The sequence below is a fragment of the Methylosinus sp. LW4 genome, assembly GCF_000379125.1.
Lineage (GTDB): Bacteria > Pseudomonadota > Alphaproteobacteria > Rhizobiales > Beijerinckiaceae > Methylosinus.
Window position 1 is genome coordinate 1,279,827 of record NZ_KB900626.1, and the last position, 15,613, is coordinate 1,295,439.

Below are 15,613 nucleotides of genomic sequence, written 5' to 3' on the forward strand. Positions count from 1 at the left end.
CGCGGCCAGCAGCGGGCTGCGGCCTCCTCCTGCGCGCGAATCGCGGGCGCCCGCTCTCGTCGGCCGGAGATTTGCCGGATGGCGGCGCAAATGTCGACTCTCCGCAAGCTCGGCCGTCGACGCCGCATTTCTCCGCGTCGCGGTCGGCGAGACGCGCGCAAGGAACATCATCGGAACAGACGCCGAAACGTCTAATATTCGCGTCGAATTATCAGTATTATTCCCGACATCCTATTGGCGCGTTCGTAACGACGGCCATGCTTTATCCGCCTTTGCGGTCTAACCAGGACGCGCTCGCCTCCGATAATGGCTCGTTACATGAGAGCGAAGCCCCGGCCGAAGCTTCGCTGTGAGCGGCTCTTTCCGGTCGAAACTCGGTCGCGAGAAGGTATAATGAATGAGATGGCCATGCGGTCTTTCGTGCGAATGAGTGAGATGGACGAATCCAAAAGGGAGGGCCAGCCGGCGACGACGGGCGATGCGCCCGCCCCGACGGCGCTGGTGACGGATAGGCGGCCCGAGCGGGGCTCCGGCCAGCGCGCGCTGGCCACGGAGACCAAGGAGACCCGCGTCGCCAATCTGACCGGCGCGATGCGTCGGGCGCGGCTCGCCAACGCCGAGCGCTCGGGCGTTCTCGCCGATCTCCGCGACGCCGAGATCGCCCGGCTCGAAATATTGCGGGACCATCTGGATCCCGTCCTCGCCCAGGCGCCGAAGGATTGCGACCTCTTCGACATAGGCGTCTCGCATGGCGATCGGCCGCGCCTCTTCATCGATCACGTCGGCTTCGTCGAGATGGGCCGGGACCGCCGCACCTATCGCTTTCTGCAGGACACGCGCAACGGCCGCGTCACCATAGGCGAGAGCGAAAATATTGCGACGGTGGTGGAGGCTATCACCGAATATATGGCGCATCGGCTGATCGAGCGGGAAAAAGCGCTGGCTTTCGACTTTGCCGGACAGGGCGGCGCCCGCGCCTTCACCGAGGAGGCGGCGAAGAAAAAGCGGCTGGCGGCTCCAAAGGCGAGCCTGCCCGCTCTGCCCCGGCCCGGCGGAATCGGCGAGACGCTCTATCGCGCCATTCTATTTCTGGCGCAGGGCGCCGGCGCGGCGGCGTTCTTCTTCCTGCTGTGGCGGCTCGGCGTCTACGCCATCCCCTATCTGACGCGCTGAGCCTCCGGTCATTCCGGTTCGAATCGAACCGGAATGACTCTTCACGCGAGCCGGTTCCCGCTTCGCTCGAAAACACTCTAGAGGGCCAGCGCGTCCAGCTCCTCGATGGTCTCGCCGTCGGCGCCCAATCCGCGCGAGCGGGCGGAGATCAGGATTTTGTCGCCCTCGCGCTCGATGGAATAGAGATTATAGGCGGCGCGGGGATAATGCGCGCCGGCCTTGGCCGAGGCGGAGGCCGCGCCGACAACCGGCGTTTCCCCATGCGCGCCGGGCAGGCGATGCAGGCTGATCTTGTGATTATGGCCATGCAGGATCAGCTCGGCGCCGTGGCGGGCGATGATCGCCTCCAGCTCGGCGGCGTCGTCCAGGCCGCGCAACGCCTTGGCGCCGCCGCGATGCGGCGGATGATGCAGCAGCACGACCCGCGCCAGCCCTTCCGCCTTGGTCTTGTCGAGCAGCGCCGCCAATTTCTTGCGCTGCTCCGCGCCGAGCCTGCCCGAGGCGACGAAAGGCGCCGTCGGCACGGCCGAGTCGAGCCCGATGAGCGCCACCCCGCCGCGCCGCCGCAGATAGGGAAAGCCCGCCCCCTCCTCCGATGTCGTCCAAGGCGCGAAGGTCTCGGCGATACGGGGCACGGCGGCCGGCACATAGGCGTCGTGATTGCCCGGGGTGAAGCTGACATTCTCCGGGCTGCCGAGGCCGGAGAGCCAGAGCCGCGCGGCCTCTATCTCGGCGTCGAGGCCGATATTGACGATATCGCCGGTCATCGCGACATGGTCGGGCTTTTGCGCCGCCATGTCTTCGACGAGCCGGCCGAGCAAGCCCATGTCATGCGCCTGCGCCCGCTTATTGATCCAATTGGCGTAGCCGGTGAGCCGCTTGCCGGCGAGCTCGCGCAGGCTCGGCCGCGGGATCGGCCCGATATGGGCGTCGGAGAGATGAGCGAGCAGAAACGCCATTGGCCAGCCTCACGCGCCGCCGATGAGAATGCCCGCCGCGAGCACGATCGCGCCGCCGAGCACGATCTGAAACACGGCCTGCAGGAAGGGCGTGTCCATGTAGCGCGCGCGGATGAAGGCGATCGCCCACAGCTCGAAGAAGACCACCGCGCCGGCGATGGTCGTCGCTATGGCGAAGCTGTCGGGGATCGCATCCGGCACGAGATAGGGCAGAGTATGGCCGAGGCCGCCGAGCGTCGTCATCAGCCCGCAGACGCCGCCGCGCAGGATCGGCGAGCCGCGGCCGGTCAGCGAGCCGTCGTCCGAGAGCGCCTCGGCGAAGCCCATGCTGATGCCGGCGCCGATGGAGGCGGCGAGGCCGACGAGAAACGTCTCCCAATTATTATGGGTGGCGAAGGCTGCGGCGAAGAGCGGCGCCAGAGTCGAGACCGAGCCGTCCATGAGCCCGGCGAGGCCCGGCTGCACATATTGCAGGATGAAGAAACGCCGATAGGCGAGATCCTCCTCCTTTTTCGCGCCGGGCGTGAGGATTTGCGCCCCGAGACGCATGGCGAGAGTCTCGTGCCCCTGCTCCGCCGCGGCGAGATCGCCGAGCAGCTTGCGCACGCCGACGTCGGTCGCCCGGTCCGCCGCGCGCTGGTAGAAGAGCGCGCTCTCATATTCCATGACCTCCGCTTCCTTGCGGATCGTCTCGAGCGAGAGATTGCGCGTCAGCCAGATCGGCCGGCGACGCAGAAAGCCCTTCACATCCTCGCGCCGAATGGGCGGCAGATTGGGGCCGAAACGCTTCTGATAGAGGTTGAGCAGCGCGTGGCGATGGGCGGCCTCCTGCTCGGCCATTTCCTCGAAGACGCTGGCCGAGGAAGGATAGCGCTCGGAGAGGTCTTCCGCGAAGCTCTGATAGATGCGGCCGTCCTCCTCCTCCGAGGCGATGGCGACGGCGAGAATTTCGCGTTCCGTGAGGTCGCTAAAGGATTTCAATCTGACGCTCCTTGCGCGCGGCGGAACGGCGGCGCTAGTTAGCTGTCGACGTCGCGCCGGCGACGATTTGGAGCGGTTCTAGAGGGTCGAACCATGGAACGCCAGACATTTGAACGCTCGGCCGCACGAGCGCCGGATCGATGAGCGAGCCCTCCTGGCGGACGCTGCTGACGACGCGGCTGATCGTGCTCGCGGCGACGGTGATACGGCCGATGACGCTCGGCGTCCGCGGCCTCGTCGTCGATGCGGACCGGCGCGTGCTGCTGGTGCGGCACACCTATATCTCCGGCTATTATCTGCCCGGCGGCGGCGTCGAGCCGGGCGAAACTATGGAGCAGGCGCTCGCCCGCGAGCTGGCCGAGGAAGGCAATATTGAGCTGGAGGCCCCGGCGGAGCTGCGCGGCGTCTATCTCAACCGCGGCATCTCTAAGCGCGACCATGTGGCGTTTTTCGTCGCGCGCGCCTTTCGCCAGACGGCGCCGCGCCCGCCGGACCGTGAGATCGCCGAGGCGAGCTTCTTCCCTCTCGACGCCCTGCCCGAGGGCGCGACTCCAGCGACGCGGGCGCGCATAGCCGAGGTTTTCGGCGGCGCGAAAGTCTCTCCCTATTGGTGAGGCCGAAACGCGTCTCGACTGCGGCTATGCGCTTGCCTGACTGTCAAAATTTCGTCATCATATGTAGAGAATTTTTCCCGTTTTCACGGATGTCGCAACAATAGCGACAAATTTTCAAGGGGTTGCAGAATGGCGGAGAATCCGATCGCCGGCGCAGCCAGCGCCGCCGCCAATGTGGCGACGAGCCTCACTCCCGGACAAATCCTCGGCGCGCTTCTTCTCGCCGGCCTGCTCGGCGCAGTGGGCCAAGGGGCCCGCGCCATCGTCGGCTTGAAGAAGATGAACGACGAGGCGCTGACGAAACCCGCCGGCCGCGCCGATCTCTTCGTCGCCAGCCGCATCAATGTCAGCCTCGTCGTCGGCTTCATAGCCGGCGTCATCGCCGGCATATCGATCGGCATAAGCCGCCTGCTCGCCATCAAGCCGGACGATGTGCAGCTTCTCTTGGGAATAGCGGCCTCCGGCTATGCGGGCGTCGATTTCCTCGAGGCGTTCACGCGCAATTTCGGAGGCTCCCCCGCCCCCGGCGGCGCCGTCTCGCCGCCGAAGCTTCCCAGCGGCGGCGGCAAGCCCAGCGGCAGGCTCAGCCCACTGCGGCAAAATCAGATCGAGGCCTATGGGGCGGCGCGCCAGCTCGGTCTCGGCGATCTCGCCGCGCGCGCGCTCGTCGCCAATATGACCGGCGAATCCCTCGCAAATCCGCGGGACGAGCATTGGGATGTTCACCACAGCTCCCAAGGCATAGTGCAATGGGATCCGAGCCGCGCGGAAGCCATTCGCAAGCAGTTCGGCCGCTATCCGAAAGACATGTCGGTCGCCGAGCAGACGGCCGCGGCGATATGGGAAATTCGCAGCGTCCCGCGCTTCGCCCGGTCATGCAGCGCGCTCGACCACGGCGCCTCCGCCGGCGAGATCATGGACGCGCTGGTGCGCAATTACGAAGTTCCCGCCAAGCCGGACCTCGAAATACGCAAAAGATTGGCTTTCTTCGACGATCTGCCGCCGATGGGCGCTTCCGCGGTCGCCTGAGCGCTCGCCGCCTCAGCCGAATTTCCGCGTTTTTTTTATTGGTGAGGTTTGTCATGACGGACAGCAGCCAGCTCTTCGACGTCCTCGGCGCGCTCACGCTCGGAGGCTTGCTCGGCGCGATCGGACAGGGGCTGCGCGTGATCGCCGGTCTCAAGAAGATGAACGACGACGCTCAGACCGCCGACGCTTCTGTGGAGGATTTGTTCAGCGCCGCCCGTCTCGCGACGAGCCTGATGATCGGCTTCGTCGCCGGAGTGGCGACGACGCTCTCGCTCGGCCCCGCCAAGCTGATGAATGTCGATCCGTCTGCATCGGCGCAAATTCTCCTCGGCGTGATCGTCGCCGGCTATGTCGGCTCGGATGTCATCGAGGCGTTCACGCGCAATCTCGCCAGCGTCCCAGCGCCCAAGATCGACGCCGCGCTGTTCGCGCGGACCGGCGCGGTCTCGCTTCCCGCGACGCCGCCGTCCTTGCCGCCGCCCGTCTCGTCGACGCCCTCGCTGCCGGTCGCCCCCGGCCGCAGCGTCACCTTTCGAGGTCCAATGTCGACCTTCGGCGGCCCGCATGATCCGGGCGTCGGACCGAACGAGGGCCTCGCTCTGCTGGAAGAGTCCGACATCCCCGCTTATCCGGGCCTTTTCCTGCCGCAGCAGCCGCCGGGAACGACCGGGCTGGCGCGTCGCCTCGATCCCGACGCTTTCTATATCGCCTGCCGCTGGAATTACGACGACACGCCCAAAGCTCATCTGAGAAAGATCGAGGTCTCGGTCGTCAATCCGAGCACGGGCGCCGCCGAGCGGGCGCAGCCGGTCGATTGGGGGCCGAATGAGAATACCGGCCGCGTCGCCGACCTCTCGCCCGGCCTCGCTCATAAGCTCGGCCTGTCGACCAATCAGAATTGCGTCGTCGTCGTTCCGCTCCCCGAAAGCGCGGCGCCGGCCGCGCCGCCGACGCCCGCGACGCATCTCAAAGTGCTGAAGACCGACGAGATCCGCGAGATTTTCGGACGCTTCGCCTATGAGGAGAGCGCGCCGCGCGGCGCCATAAAGATCACCGACGACTGGGCGAAAGACAATATCGTCACCGTCGAGATAGCCGCGCTCGCGCATCTCGTCCCCAATGGCGAGATCGCCTGCAACAAGGCCATCGCCGAGCCTCTGCGCGCCGCTATTACGGAGATCGCCGCGCGCGACCTGCTCGACCGCATATTGAAATGGGACGGTTGCCATGTGCCGCGCCACAAATCCTGGAACCCCGCGCGCGATTTGAGCGCGCATAGCTGGGGCCTCGCTTTCGACATCAATGCGCGCTGGAACGCCTATGGCGCCGATCCCGCTCCGAAAGGCTCCGTGGGCAGCGTGGTCGAGCTGGCGCCGATCTTCGAGAGCTTCGGATTCGCCTGGGGCGGATATTTTCGGCCGGACAGCGCGCGCGACGGAATGCATTTCGAATTTTGCCGTCGCCCGTCGTCCAGCGGGCAGATCGTCTGAGCTACCGCCCCAGCCGACGCAGGTCCCGCCAGCCATAGGCGACCTGCGGAACGCCGCGCCAGGAGAGCTCGCGGCCGAAGCGGCGCGCGCCCATCGCCTCATAGAATTGGCGAGCGTTGAGATTGTCGCGCAACACCACGAGGCTCGCCCATTTGAGGCCGCTGGCGCGCATCTCCGCCGCCATCAGCCGCAGCAGCCTGCCGCCGAGCCCGCGTCTCAGCGCAGAGCGGCGCAGATAGATGGCGCAAATCTCGCCGCCGCGGCCGAGCCGCCCGCCGAGCGCGAGCTCATGCGCGCGCCAATGGGTGAAGCCCGCCGCCTCTCCGGCGGCGTCCATCGCCAGAGCGACGATATTGTCCTCCGTCCGAAAAACCCCGCGCCAATGATCGAGGCGCTCCTCGAGCGTGAGGGCGGCGAAGGTCTCCGCCGGCAGCAGGCTCGCATAGGTCTCGCGCCAACAGGCGAGATTGAGCGCGGCGAGCGTCTTCGCATCCTCGACCGTCGCGGCGCGTAGCGAGAATTCGTCCGCCAAGGCTCGTCACCAAGGCTTGGCGGGCGGCGGATCGATGAGCAGGCCGAGATCGCGCCAGCCATAGGCGACCTCCGGCACGCCGCGCCATGCGCCTTCGACGCCGATCTTGCGGCCGCCGAGCTTTTCGTAGAATTTCCGCGCCGTGAAATTATGCCGCAGCACCCAGAGGCTCCCCCATTCGATCCCGCGCTCGCGCAGCGCCTGCGCCATGACGCGCATGAGGCTACGGCCGGCGCCGTGGCGCTGCGCCTCCTTCAGCAGATAGATCGCCTGGAACTCGCCGGCATAGCCGCGCTCGCCGAGAATGGCGCTCTGCTGCGCGCCGCTGGCCGAAAAGCCGAGCGCGACGCCGTCCCTCAGCGCCAGAAACACGCTCGGCGGCGGCTGTTGCGGCCCGCCGCCGGCCAAGGTCTCACGCCATTGCGCGAGGCGCGTCTCCCGCGTGTATTCGGCGAGAATTTCGGCCGGCGCCAGAGGCGTGTAGGTCTCCGCCCAGCAGGCGACATGGAGGGCGGCGATCGTCTCTGCGTCCGCCGGCGTCGCTGGTCTGATCTCGATCGCGGTCATGCGCGCGTTTTCAGCAAGACTCGGGCCGATCGCGGTCTTTGCCGACCGGGCGGCCCATGTTATGCGCAGCCATGATCGATCTCGTCATCCGCTTCTCGCCACAGACGCCGGCCGATGCGCCCCAAATCGAAAAGCTCGAGGAACGGGCTTTCGGTCCTGGCCGCTATGCGCGCACGGCGTATCGGCTGCGCGAGGGCGTCGGGGCCGAGCTCTCCCTCTCCTTTGTCGCCCATGTCGGCACGCTGCTGGTCGGCGCAAATCGCATGACCGCCATTCTCGTGGACGAAGCTCCAGCGCTGCTGCTCGGCCCGCTGACGGTCGAGCCGGCCTTTCGCTCGCAGGGGCTCGGCGAGGCGCTGGTCAAGAAATCGCTGGACGCCGCCCGCGACGCCGGTCACGGCTTGGTGCTGCTGGTCGGCGATCTCGACTATTACGCCCGCCTCGGCTTTGCCCGCGTTCCGCATGGCAAGATCGTCATGCCGGGACCGGTGGACGCCCGCCGCCTTCTCTATTGCGAGCTGCGTGAAGGCGCTTTCGCGGCGGCCAATGGCAGGATGCGGCGGCTGTGATCTCTTTGACGAGGCGCCGCGCATGACGGCGCCGCGCCCCCTCCTCGCCCGCTATGAGAAGCAGGTCGCCAGCGGCGCGCTGGAGCGCGATCCCGCGCAGCTCGCCGCGCTCGAGCGGCTGGAGACGCTGGCGCGCGAGCTGACGCGCCGTCCCGCCGCCTCTTCGCCGAACGGCCTCGCCGCGCGGCTGCGCGGGCTGCTCGGACGCCGTGCGCCCTGCTGCGGTCCGCGCGGACTTTATATCCACGGCCTCGTCGGGCGCGGCAAGACGACGCTGATGGATATCTTCTTCGCCGAGCTGCCGCTCGCCGCCAAGCGCCGCGCGCATTTTCACGATTTCATGGCGCAGGTTCACGCGCGCCTGCTCGCCGCGCGCCGCAGCGCCGCGCCCGATCCGCTGGCGCATGTGGCGCAGGAGATCGCGCGCGAGACGCGCGTGCTCTGCTTCGACGAATTCGCCGTGACCGATATCGCCGACGCGACCATTCTCGCGCGTCTGTTCACGCGGCTGCTCGAGGACGGCGTCATCATGGTGGCGACCTCCAATGTCGAGCCGCGCCGGCTCTACGAAGGCGGCCGCAATCGCGATCTCTTCCTGCCCTTCATCGCGCTGATCGAGGAACGGCTCGATCAGCTGCGTCTCGACGCGCGCGCCGATTTTCGTCTCGAGAAAACGCTGCTCGGCGAGACCTACTTCTCGCCCGCCGACGTCGACGCCCGCGCGGCGATGGATGCGCTGTTTCTGCAGCTGACAGGCGTCGCCATGGGCGCGCCGAGGACGCTGCGAATCGGGCGCCGAGACATCGCCGTTCCGCAGGCGGCCGGGCGCGTCGCGCGCTTCTCCTTCGAGGAGCTGTGCGCGCGGCCGACCGGCGCCGCCGATTACACGGCGCTCGCCGAGGCCTTCGACACGATCTTCATCGACGCGGTTCCGAAGATGAATTTCGATCGCCGCAACGAGGCCAAGCGATTCATCACGCTCATCGACATTCTCTATGAGCGGAAAACGCGGCTCATCCTCTCCGCCGAAAGCGCGGCGCAGGACCTCTATCACGCGCCGACAGGACATGAGGCGCAGGAATTCGCGCGCACGGTGTCGCGGCTGATCGAGATGCGCTCGAGCGATTATCTCGCCGCGCGGTAGGCTGAGGCCGTGGAATAACCGACTCCCGCGCTCTGCCGGAATCGGATAGGCCTCGCATTCGCCGCCCGGATTTTTTCGGCGCGGCCAAAAATGCTTTTCATCGTCTCGTTTCAATCGATGTTTTCGAAAAGAGGCTTTCCTGCTCGTGGTCGCGATATGGCGGCGCCCGTTCATGACCGCTCTCATGATCGTTCTCATGGCCGGCGGCGGCGTCTCCGCATCGGCGCAAGAGGGCGATTCCGGCGCGCTGCTCGGATGGCCCACATCGCCCGCTTCACGCGCGCCCGCGTCATCCGCTGACAAAAAATCCGACACGAAGAGCAAGCCGCCGCCATCTTGGCTCGACACATTGACGGTGACAGGCTTCGTCGAGGCCGGCTCGACCTTCAATTTCGACAATCCGTTCAACAAGCTCAATTGGGGCCATCTCTTCACCGATCGCGCCAATCAGCCGCAATTCAACGCCGGCGTGCTCACCATGCAGCGCCTGCCCGATCCGAAGGCGACGAAGGACTTCGACTTCGGCTTCAAAATTCAGACGATGGTCGGCTCCGACGCGCGCTACACGCATTTTCTCGGCGAGCTCGATTATGCGATGCGCGACCGCACGCAGCTCGACATTCTGCAGGCATTCGCGACCGCGCATCTGCCCTGGATCACGGACAATGGATTCGATGTGAAGATCGGCCAATTCGTCACGCTCGAGGGCGCCGAGCTGGTCGACAGCATTTTCTACAGCCATTCCTATATTTTCAATTTCGGCATTCCGCTCAAGCAGACCGGCGTGATGATCTCCTCCGATCTCGCCTCCTGGCTCTATGTCCATGCGAGCGTCATGTCGGGCGACAGCGCCAGCCTCGGCTGGCCGGGCGACAATAATAGCGCCGCCTCCTTCCAGGCCGGCCTGCGCATAAAGGCTTTCGACGACAGGCTGACCATTCTGGGGACGACGCATATCGGGCCGGAGGACCCGATGCAGCTCGATCCGCTCGGCGTCGGCTGGCCGAACATTCCGTACGAATGCGCCTGCGATCCCAATCGCACGCTGTCCTACAGCAATGATGTGACGCTCACCTGGAAAGTGACCGATCGGCTCACTCTCAGCGCAGACATAAACTACATTCGCGACGATGGATGGAACCCGCTCTCGATCACGGGACTGTCCGAAGGCGCGCTGAGCCGGCTCGCGGATATTTTCGGCTTCAACGCCGCGCTCATTCCGCGTCGCCCGCGCGGCGTCAATGGCTATGGCGTCGCGCAATATGTGTCCTACAAGATCGACGATGCGCTGCAGATCAACGGCCGCGTCGAATTTTGGCGCGATCATAATAATTTCTTCGTCGGCGCCTATCCCGGCTATTTCGACTACACGAACATCGAGCACGGCTTCTATGCGCCCTCGGCGATCTTCCAGCCGGAGGGACGCGGAACCAGCTATCTCGAGATCACCGCCGGGCTGACGATCACGCCGGAGATTCCCAAAGGCCTGCCGATCACCGGCCTGTCCCTGCGGCCGGAGCTGCGCTACGACGCCTCGCTGACCGGCGCGGCGCCCTTCTTCGGCGCGAGCGGCTACCGACGCTCGACGGGGATGTTCGCGATGGATGTGATCGTGCCGTTCACGCTGAAGTGACGGAAGCGCGTCTCGAGCGGCTGGCGACCCCGGTAGGATTCGAACCTACGACCTACTGCTTCGAAGGCAGTTGCTCTATCCAGCTGAGCTACGGAGTCGGCGCTCGCAAATTAGCATGTTCGGCCGGCGGCGTCTCGGGCGCTGTCGTCGAGGCGCCCTTCCCTTTCGCAATGATCCGGCGGCCGTCGACCGCGCTGCTTGCTTTTCTTGGCGACCCCGGCAGGATTCGAACCTGCGACCTACCGCTTAGAAGGCGGTTGCTCTATCCGGCTGAGCTACGGGGTCGTGACGGCGGCCGTCAGTGCGTCCACTGGCCGACGCGCTGCGTCTTGAAATTATCGGCATAGGACAGGATGCGGCGCGAAGGGGCGCCGGGCTTGGGCTCCTCGACGCGATAGACGAGCGCCTTGCGCTCGGCATAGGCGATCGCCTCCTCCTTGGTGGCGAAGCGAAGCCTGATCTGCGCCTTGGCGTCCGACGTGCCGGTCCACCCCATCAGCGGATCGAGCTCGCGCGGGGTCTCGTTCTCATATTCGAGGACCCAGGGCTTGGCCGGCCCGGGACCGGATTGCGTCGCGCTGGGGGACGGGCGGTGAATGCGTGCGGTCATATCGGCCTCGGCGAAAGCCGGCTCGTGAGCCGGCCGGAAACGAAAAATCGGCGCTGTGGCGGGGCTCCGCGCCAATGGTCGGGGCAGCAGGATTCGAACCTGCGACCTGAAGTACCCAAAACTTCCGCGCTACCAGGCTGCGCCATACCCCGTCTCGCGTATAGGCCGCGGAGCCCATTTCCGCCGAACGCCTCGCTAGCACGCGGGCGCGTCGCTCACAAGCGCGAGCGCGCGCGCCGACCGCGCTACCTCTCGAAAATTGGATGTTTGACCGTGTCGCCGACCGCGATCGACAGGCGCTGCGCCACGCCGGCGGCCAGCTCGATGACCGCGAGCGCCGGGCCGCCGGAAGAGATGACGCGCTCTGAATAGGGCTCCGCGGCGAGCGCCAGGGAGACGACCTTGCCGGCGCGCGAGACGAAGACCATGTCGAGCGACAGCGGCGTGTTCTTCATCCACATGGCGACTGGCCGCTCCTCGTGGAAGTCGAACAGCATGCCGCCGTCCGCGGGGAGCGAGGTTCGGAACATCAGGCCTCTCTCGCGCTGGTCGGGAGTGCGCGCCACCTCGACGCGTAGCCGATGCGCGCCGGAGGCGGTGACGATCTCTATCGGCTCTATGGCCATTTTGACCGCGGGCGGCGGAGATGCGCCCGGCTCCTTCGCGTGGCCGGGGACGGCCGCGCAAAAGATCAGGACGAAAAACGCGGCTATAACGCCGAATACGCTCCGCGACACCTCACCAGACATGTTCACCCTCGCCGCATCCAGACCGCCGAGCGCGTCACGACATCGTCGAAACGCCAGCGCTTCGACGGCCATTCTGCCATTGCGGTCGGGAAATAAAAAGCGGCCCGGAAACGCGCCTGTCGCTCGGCTAATGGGAAGCCGGCAGCGCCGATTCGAGCGGCCGCACCTCGGTCGCCATGAGGCCCTTGGGGCCGTCGCCATAGCGCACCAGAACGCTGTCGCCGGGCTTCAGCTCGGCGAGTCCATAGCGGCGAACCGTCTCCATATGCAGGAAGATATCGTCGGTGCCCTCGCCGCGGGTCAGGAAGCCGAAGCCTTTTACCCGGTTGAACCATTTGACGATGGCGATCTCATAGCCGCTCGACGGCGTCACTTGGGTATGGGTGCGGGCGGCGCCGTTCTGCGAGGGGTGAACGGCCGTCGACTCGTCCATGCCGATGACGCGAAACACCTGCATGCCCTTCACGCGCTTCTGCGCCTCGCAGACGACGCGCGCGCCCTCATAGGCGGACTGGAACCCGGAACGACGTAGGATCGTCACATGCAAGAGAATATCCGCGCCGCCATCATCGGGAACGACGAATCCGTATCCCTTCGAAACGTCGAACCATTTGATGGTCCCAGACACTTCGACGAGATCGAGCCCGGCTTCACCGTTTTCGACATTGATGGTCGACGCGCTCAACTCATTCTGGAATGAAATTTTTGCGCCCAACAGACCAACTCCCCCTGCCGATTCGGAACGAATGCGCTCCGCTCGCCTTCGAAGACTCGAATCGCGACGCTCGCCCGTGAATCACTGTGGTTAAGATATCATCGCCACGCTTTCCTCCAACCGACTTTTTTGTCTCGTGCGCCTTCGCTGTGGATACAAAGCCCGAAAATGCTTGGCGTTCCGCGACCTCGGCGCGGGTTACGCGAAATACCGTACGAGCGTCGCCAATGCGCGATCGCCGCCTTTTCGGGTCCCTCGCGCGCATGTTTCGGCTTCGATCTTCGCCATGAAAGCGGCGTGATTGGGCGCCAGAGCGTCCTTTCGTCACATTTGCGCGCGGCTCGGCCCCTCGCGGCGCGCGCGACGCTGGACAGAGCGGCGCGAAGCAATATGCTCGTCCGTATGTTGCGGCCGCCGCGAAGCCGCGACATAGTGCGTCGCCGCCGCTTGGTGGCGCAGCCGACGGCCCGCAATTCCCGCGAGAAGATCGCACGCAGCCCTTGAAAGCACGGACTTCGAACGAATGAGCTTCATCACACCGCGAGACGATCGTGAATTGGCGCAGCGTGACGGCGCCCCGAACTTCGATCTCGCCTCGCTCTATGCGGAGCGGGAGAACGAGCGTTTCGCATTGCACTCGCAGCATCTCAACGAGATGTGGGTGCGCGTGCTGAAAACGATCGGCTATGACGTCGGATTCGTGCGCGGCGCAGGCCAATATCTCTATGATCGCGCCGGCGCGCGCTATCTCGACCTCCTGAGCGGCTGGGGCGTGTTCGCGATCGGCCGCAATCATCCCGCGCTGCGCGAGGCGCTGATGAGCGTGCTCGGCGCCGAGCTTCCCAATCTCGTGCAGCTCGACGTATCGGTGCCCGCGGGGCTGCTCGCAGAACGGCTGCTCGGCTTCGCGCCCTATATGGAGAAAGTTTTTTTCGCCAATTCGGGCACGGAGGCGGTCGAGGCGGCGATCAAATTTTCGCGCGCGGCGACGGGCCGTCCGGGCATTCTCCATTGCGCGCATTCCTTCCACGGCCTCACCTATGGCGCGCTGTCGCTCAATGGCGACGATATTTTCAAGAAGGGCTTCGGCCCGCTGCTCCCCGATACGCGTGAGATTCTCTTCGACGATCTCGCCGCGCTCGAGGAGGCGCTGCGCCATCGCGACGTCGCCGCCTTTTTCGTCGAGCCCATTCAAGGCAAGGGCGTGAACATGCCGGCGCAGGACTATCTCGCGCAGGCTGCGGCGCTCTGCCGCAAATATGGGACGCTGTTCGTCGCCGACGAGATTCAGACCGGCCTCGGCCGCACGGGAAAATTTTTCGCCGTGGAGCATTATGGCGTCGAGCCCGATCTCCTGCTCGTCGCCAAGGCGCTTTCGGGCGGCCATGTGCCGGTCGGCGCCGTGCTGACGCGCAAATGGATTTTCGACAAAATGTTCGACCGCATGGATCGCGCGGTCGTGCATGGCTCCACCTTCGGCAAGAACGATCTCGCAATGGCCGCCGGTCTCGCCACTCTCGAGGTCATGGAGAGCGAGAAGCTCGTCGAGAATTCCGCCGCCAGGGGCGAGCGCCTGCTCGCGTCCTTCCGCGCCATGGCCGAGCGCTACGAGCTCGTCGCCGATGTGCGCGGCAAAGGCCTGATGATCGGAATCGAGTTCGGCGAGCCGCGCTCGCTGAAGCTGAAAGCCGCATGGAACCTGCTGGAGACCGTCAACTCCGGCCTGTTCTGCCAGCTCATCAGCATACCTTTGTTCGAGCAGCACAAGGTGCTGACGCAGGTCGCCGGCCATGGCAATCACACGATCAAGCTGCTGCCGCCGCTCACCATCGACGATTTCGATTGCGATTGGATCGAGCGCTCCTTCGACAAGGTCATCGCCGACGCGCATCACGCGCCGGGGGCGGTGTGGTCGCTCGGCAAGACGCTCGCGAGCCATGCGCTGAAAGCCAAGCTCGGCTGACACGCCAAGGTTAATGAATTGGGAACGCGCCTTGCTCCGGTGAGGCGCGCGACGGGGAGCCGCGCCGATTTGAGACGTCGGCGCATATTTCCATCCCGTCGCGCTCCGCTTCGAGACGAAAGGCGTCGATTATGCGTATCAGTGCGACGATTCTGTCTGCGGCCCTGCTGGCCGCGCTCGCGGGCGTTCCCGCGTCCTCCTACGCCGGCGCGCGCGAACCACCGGTCGTCATTCGCGGGCTCGGCCCCAATGATTTCGCGCCGCGGGCGACGGCGAATTTTCGGCCGTTTCATCCTGCCGCGCGTCAGGCGCGCCATTGGCGCGAGGAGGAGCCGAGCGACGCCATCGCGCCCCGTCGTCGCTACCGCGTCGCCGCGGAAGACGCCACGCAATGGCCGCAGCCCATTCGCTATCGCGCCGCTGAGGCGGCGGCCGTCCCCTATGCGGAGCCGGCCTATCATCCGCAAGAGAATTACGCAGACGCCATGGTCGCGCCGCAGCGCTATCGCGTCCCGACGGAAGATGTGACGCAATGGCGGCGACCCATTCGCCATCGCGGCGACGAAGTCGCTCCCCTCGCCTATGCCGAGCCGACCTATTATCCGCATGAGGACTACGCCCGCGCCTCCGTCGCGCCCCAACACTACCGCGTGGACACGGAAGAGCCGACGCAATGGCGACAGCCCATTCGCTATCGCGCGGGCGACATCGCTCCCACGCCTCATGTGCGGTCGGCCTATTATCCGCATGCGGGCAATCCCTATGATCGCGCCTATCGGCCCGGAGCCTATACGGCCGTCGATCCTGTTCCGCAGCGCTCGGCGCGAGCTCAGGGCTATTTCCTCGACGAAGGCCCCTTCCCTGCGCGGTGAGCCGATCGGCGCG

16 protein-coding genes and 3 tRNA genes are annotated in these 15,613 nt (G+C 65.7%); 9 read left to right on the forward strand and 10 right to left on the reverse strand.

Annotation, left to right across the window (positions count from 1 at the left end; all coding sequences use genetic code 11):
* Positions 1 to 435 precede the first annotated feature (435 nt).
* Positions 436 to 1,173: a hypothetical protein gene (locus tag METLW4_RS26340; protein ID WP_245258417.1), complete on the forward strand. Its 738-nt coding sequence runs from the start codon at positions 436 to 438 to the stop codon at positions 1,171 to 1,173.
* A gap of 77 nt (positions 1,174 to 1,250) precedes the next feature.
* On the opposite strand, the gene METLW4_RS0106495 is transcribed toward METLW4_RS26340, so the two are convergent.
* A complete protein-coding gene (locus METLW4_RS0106495) occupies positions 1,251 to 2,132 on the reverse strand; it encodes a metallophosphoesterase family protein (RefSeq protein WP_018265398.1) in 882 nt (293 codons plus the stop codon).
* A 9-nt stretch (positions 2,133 to 2,141) separates the two neighbouring features.
* On the reverse strand, positions 2,142 to 3,113 hold the full coding sequence (gene mbfA, locus METLW4_RS0106500; protein WP_018265399.1) for an iron exporter MbfA: 972 nt from the start codon (positions 3,111 to 3,113) through the stop codon (positions 2,142 to 2,144).
* A gap of 140 nt (positions 3,114 to 3,253) precedes the next feature.
* Here mbfA and METLW4_RS0106505 point away from each other — a divergent pair, with 140 nt between their 5' ends.
* The 3 genes from METLW4_RS0106505 to METLW4_RS26345 all read left to right on the forward strand — a co-directional run bounded on the left by METLW4_RS0106505 (position 3,254) and on the right by METLW4_RS26345 (position 6,246).
* Entirely contained in the window at positions 3,254 to 3,727 is a 474-nt protein-coding gene (locus METLW4_RS0106505; protein ID WP_018265400.1) for an NUDIX domain-containing protein, read from the forward strand.
* Positions 3,728 to 3,856: 129 nt separating this feature from the next.
* The gene (locus METLW4_RS27670; protein WP_018265401.1) at positions 3,857 to 4,756 is read left to right on the forward strand and encodes a phage tail tip lysozyme; all 900 of its coding nucleotides are present in this window, start codon (positions 3,857 to 3,859) and stop codon (positions 4,754 to 4,756) included.
* Positions 4,757 to 4,809: 53 nt separating this feature from the next.
* On the forward strand, positions 4,810 to 6,246 hold the full coding sequence (locus tag METLW4_RS26345) for a M15 family metallopeptidase (protein WP_018265402.1): 1,437 nt from the start codon (positions 4,810 to 4,812) through the stop codon (positions 6,244 to 6,246).
* Between the two features lies 1 nt (position 6,247).
* On the opposite strand, the gene METLW4_RS0106520 is transcribed toward METLW4_RS26345, so the two are convergent.
* Entirely contained in the window at positions 6,248 to 6,778 is a 531-nt protein-coding gene (locus tag METLW4_RS0106520) for a GNAT family N-acetyltransferase (protein WP_018265403.1), read from the reverse strand.
* Between the two features lie 6 nt (positions 6,779 to 6,784).
* Complete coding sequence (locus METLW4_RS0106525; protein ID WP_018265404.1) at positions 6,785 to 7,345, reverse strand: GNAT family N-acetyltransferase; 561 nt, start codon at positions 7,343 to 7,345, stop codon at positions 6,785 to 6,787.
* 71 nt (positions 7,346 to 7,416) lie between these two features.
* On the opposite strand from METLW4_RS0106525, the gene METLW4_RS0106530 reads away from it, so the two are divergent.
* The 3 genes from METLW4_RS0106530 to METLW4_RS0106540 all read left to right on the forward strand — a co-directional run bounded on the left by METLW4_RS0106530 (position 7,417) and on the right by METLW4_RS0106540 (position 10,691).
* Entirely contained in the window at positions 7,417 to 7,914 is a 498-nt protein-coding gene (locus METLW4_RS0106530; protein ID WP_018265405.1) for a GNAT family N-acetyltransferase, read from the forward strand.
* Between the two features lie 22 nt (positions 7,915 to 7,936).
* Positions 7,937 to 9,058 (forward strand): cell division protein ZapE, encoded by a 1,122-nt coding sequence (zapE, locus tag METLW4_RS0106535; RefSeq protein ID WP_026191304.1) that lies wholly within the window; start codon positions 7,937 to 7,939, stop codon positions 9,056 to 9,058.
* Positions 9,059 to 9,230: 172 nt separating this feature from the next.
* Positions 9,231 to 10,691 (forward strand): outer membrane beta-barrel protein, encoded by a 1,461-nt coding sequence (locus METLW4_RS0106540; RefSeq protein ID WP_245258418.1) that lies wholly within the window; start codon positions 9,231 to 9,233, stop codon positions 10,689 to 10,691.
* Between the two features lie 21 nt (positions 10,692 to 10,712).
* Here METLW4_RS0106540 and METLW4_RS0106545 read toward each other — a convergent pair.
* From METLW4_RS0106545 to METLW4_RS0106570, 6 genes are all read right to left on the reverse strand, one after another.
* A tRNA-Arg gene (locus tag METLW4_RS0106545) sits at positions 10,713 to 10,789 on the reverse strand.
* Between the two features lie 110 nt (positions 10,790 to 10,899).
* Positions 10,900 to 10,976: transfer RNA gene (locus METLW4_RS0106550), tRNA-Arg, on the reverse strand.
* A 13-nt stretch (positions 10,977 to 10,989) separates the two neighbouring features.
* Positions 10,990 to 11,301, reverse strand: a complete 312-nt coding sequence (locus tag METLW4_RS0106555) for an ETC complex I subunit (protein WP_026191305.1) — start codon at positions 11,299 to 11,301, stop codon at positions 10,990 to 10,992.
* A gap of 75 nt (positions 11,302 to 11,376) precedes the next feature.
* Positions 11,377 to 11,453, reverse strand: a tRNA-Pro gene (locus METLW4_RS0106560).
* A 93-nt stretch (positions 11,454 to 11,546) separates the two neighbouring features.
* A complete protein-coding gene (locus METLW4_RS0106565) occupies positions 11,547 to 11,927 on the reverse strand; it encodes a DUF192 domain-containing protein (RefSeq protein ID WP_245258419.1) in 381 nt (126 codons plus the stop codon).
* Positions 11,928 to 12,177: 250 nt separating this feature from the next.
* Positions 12,178 to 12,735, reverse strand: coding sequence for a cold-shock protein (locus tag METLW4_RS0106570; RefSeq protein ID WP_018265409.1), 558 nt, complete (start codon positions 12,733 to 12,735; stop codon positions 12,178 to 12,180).
* Positions 12,736 to 13,288: 553 nt separating this feature from the next.
* On the opposite strand from METLW4_RS0106570, the gene METLW4_RS0106580 reads away from it, so the two are divergent.
* Entirely contained in the window at positions 13,289 to 14,728 is a 1,440-nt protein-coding gene (locus METLW4_RS0106580) for an aspartate aminotransferase family protein (protein ID WP_018265411.1), read from the forward strand.
* Between the two features lie 131 nt (positions 14,729 to 14,859).
* Positions 14,860 to 15,600, forward strand: a complete 741-nt coding sequence (locus tag METLW4_RS0106585) for a hypothetical protein (RefSeq protein WP_018265412.1) — start codon at positions 14,860 to 14,862, stop codon at positions 15,598 to 15,600.
* Positions 15,601 to 15,613: the final 13 nt, after the last annotated feature.

What these genes read in the sequence shown, in the direction of transcription:
- METLW4_RS0106580 (WP_018265411.1), top strand. Translation starts at nt 13,289, where the DNA reads ATGAGCTTCATCACACCGCGAGACGATCGTGAATTGGCGCAGCGTGAC.
- METLW4_RS0106495 (WP_018265398.1), bottom strand. Translation starts at nt 2,132, where the DNA reads ATGGCGTTTCTGCTCGCTCATCTCTCCGACGCCCATATCGGGCCGATC.
- zapE (WP_026191304.1), top strand. Translation starts at nt 7,937, where the DNA reads ATGACGGCGCCGCGCCCCCTCCTCGCCCGCTATGAGAAGCAGGTCGCC.
- METLW4_RS26340 (WP_245258417.1), top strand. Translation starts at nt 436, where the DNA reads ATGGACGAATCCAAAAGGGAGGGCCAGCCGGCGACGACGGGCGATGCG.
- METLW4_RS0106540 (WP_245258418.1), top strand. Translation starts at nt 9,231, where the DNA reads ATGACCGCTCTCATGATCGTTCTCATGGCCGGCGGCGGCGTCTCCGCA.
- METLW4_RS26345 (WP_018265402.1), top strand. Translation starts at nt 4,810, where the DNA reads ATGACGGACAGCAGCCAGCTCTTCGACGTCCTCGGCGCGCTCACGCTC.
- METLW4_RS27670 (WP_018265401.1), top strand. Translation starts at nt 3,857, where the DNA reads ATGGCGGAGAATCCGATCGCCGGCGCAGCCAGCGCCGCCGCCAATGTG.
- METLW4_RS0106505 (WP_018265400.1), top strand. Translation starts at nt 3,254, where the DNA reads ATGAGCGAGCCCTCCTGGCGGACGCTGCTGACGACGCGGCTGATCGTG.
- METLW4_RS0106565 (WP_245258419.1), bottom strand. Translation starts at nt 11,927, where the DNA reads ATGGCCATAGAGCCGATAGAGATCGTCACCGCCTCCGGCGCGCATCGG.
- METLW4_RS0106530 (WP_018265405.1), top strand. Translation starts at nt 7,417, where the DNA reads ATGATCGATCTCGTCATCCGCTTCTCGCCACAGACGCCGGCCGATGCG.
- METLW4_RS0106555 (WP_026191305.1), bottom strand. Translation starts at nt 11,301, where the DNA reads ATGACCGCACGCATTCACCGCCCGTCCCCCAGCGCGACGCAATCCGGT.
- METLW4_RS0106525 (WP_018265404.1), bottom strand. Translation starts at nt 7,345, where the DNA reads ATGACCGCGATCGAGATCAGACCAGCGACGCCGGCGGACGCAGAGACG.
- METLW4_RS0106585 (WP_018265412.1), top strand. Translation starts at nt 14,860, where the DNA reads ATGCGTATCAGTGCGACGATTCTGTCTGCGGCCCTGCTGGCCGCGCTC.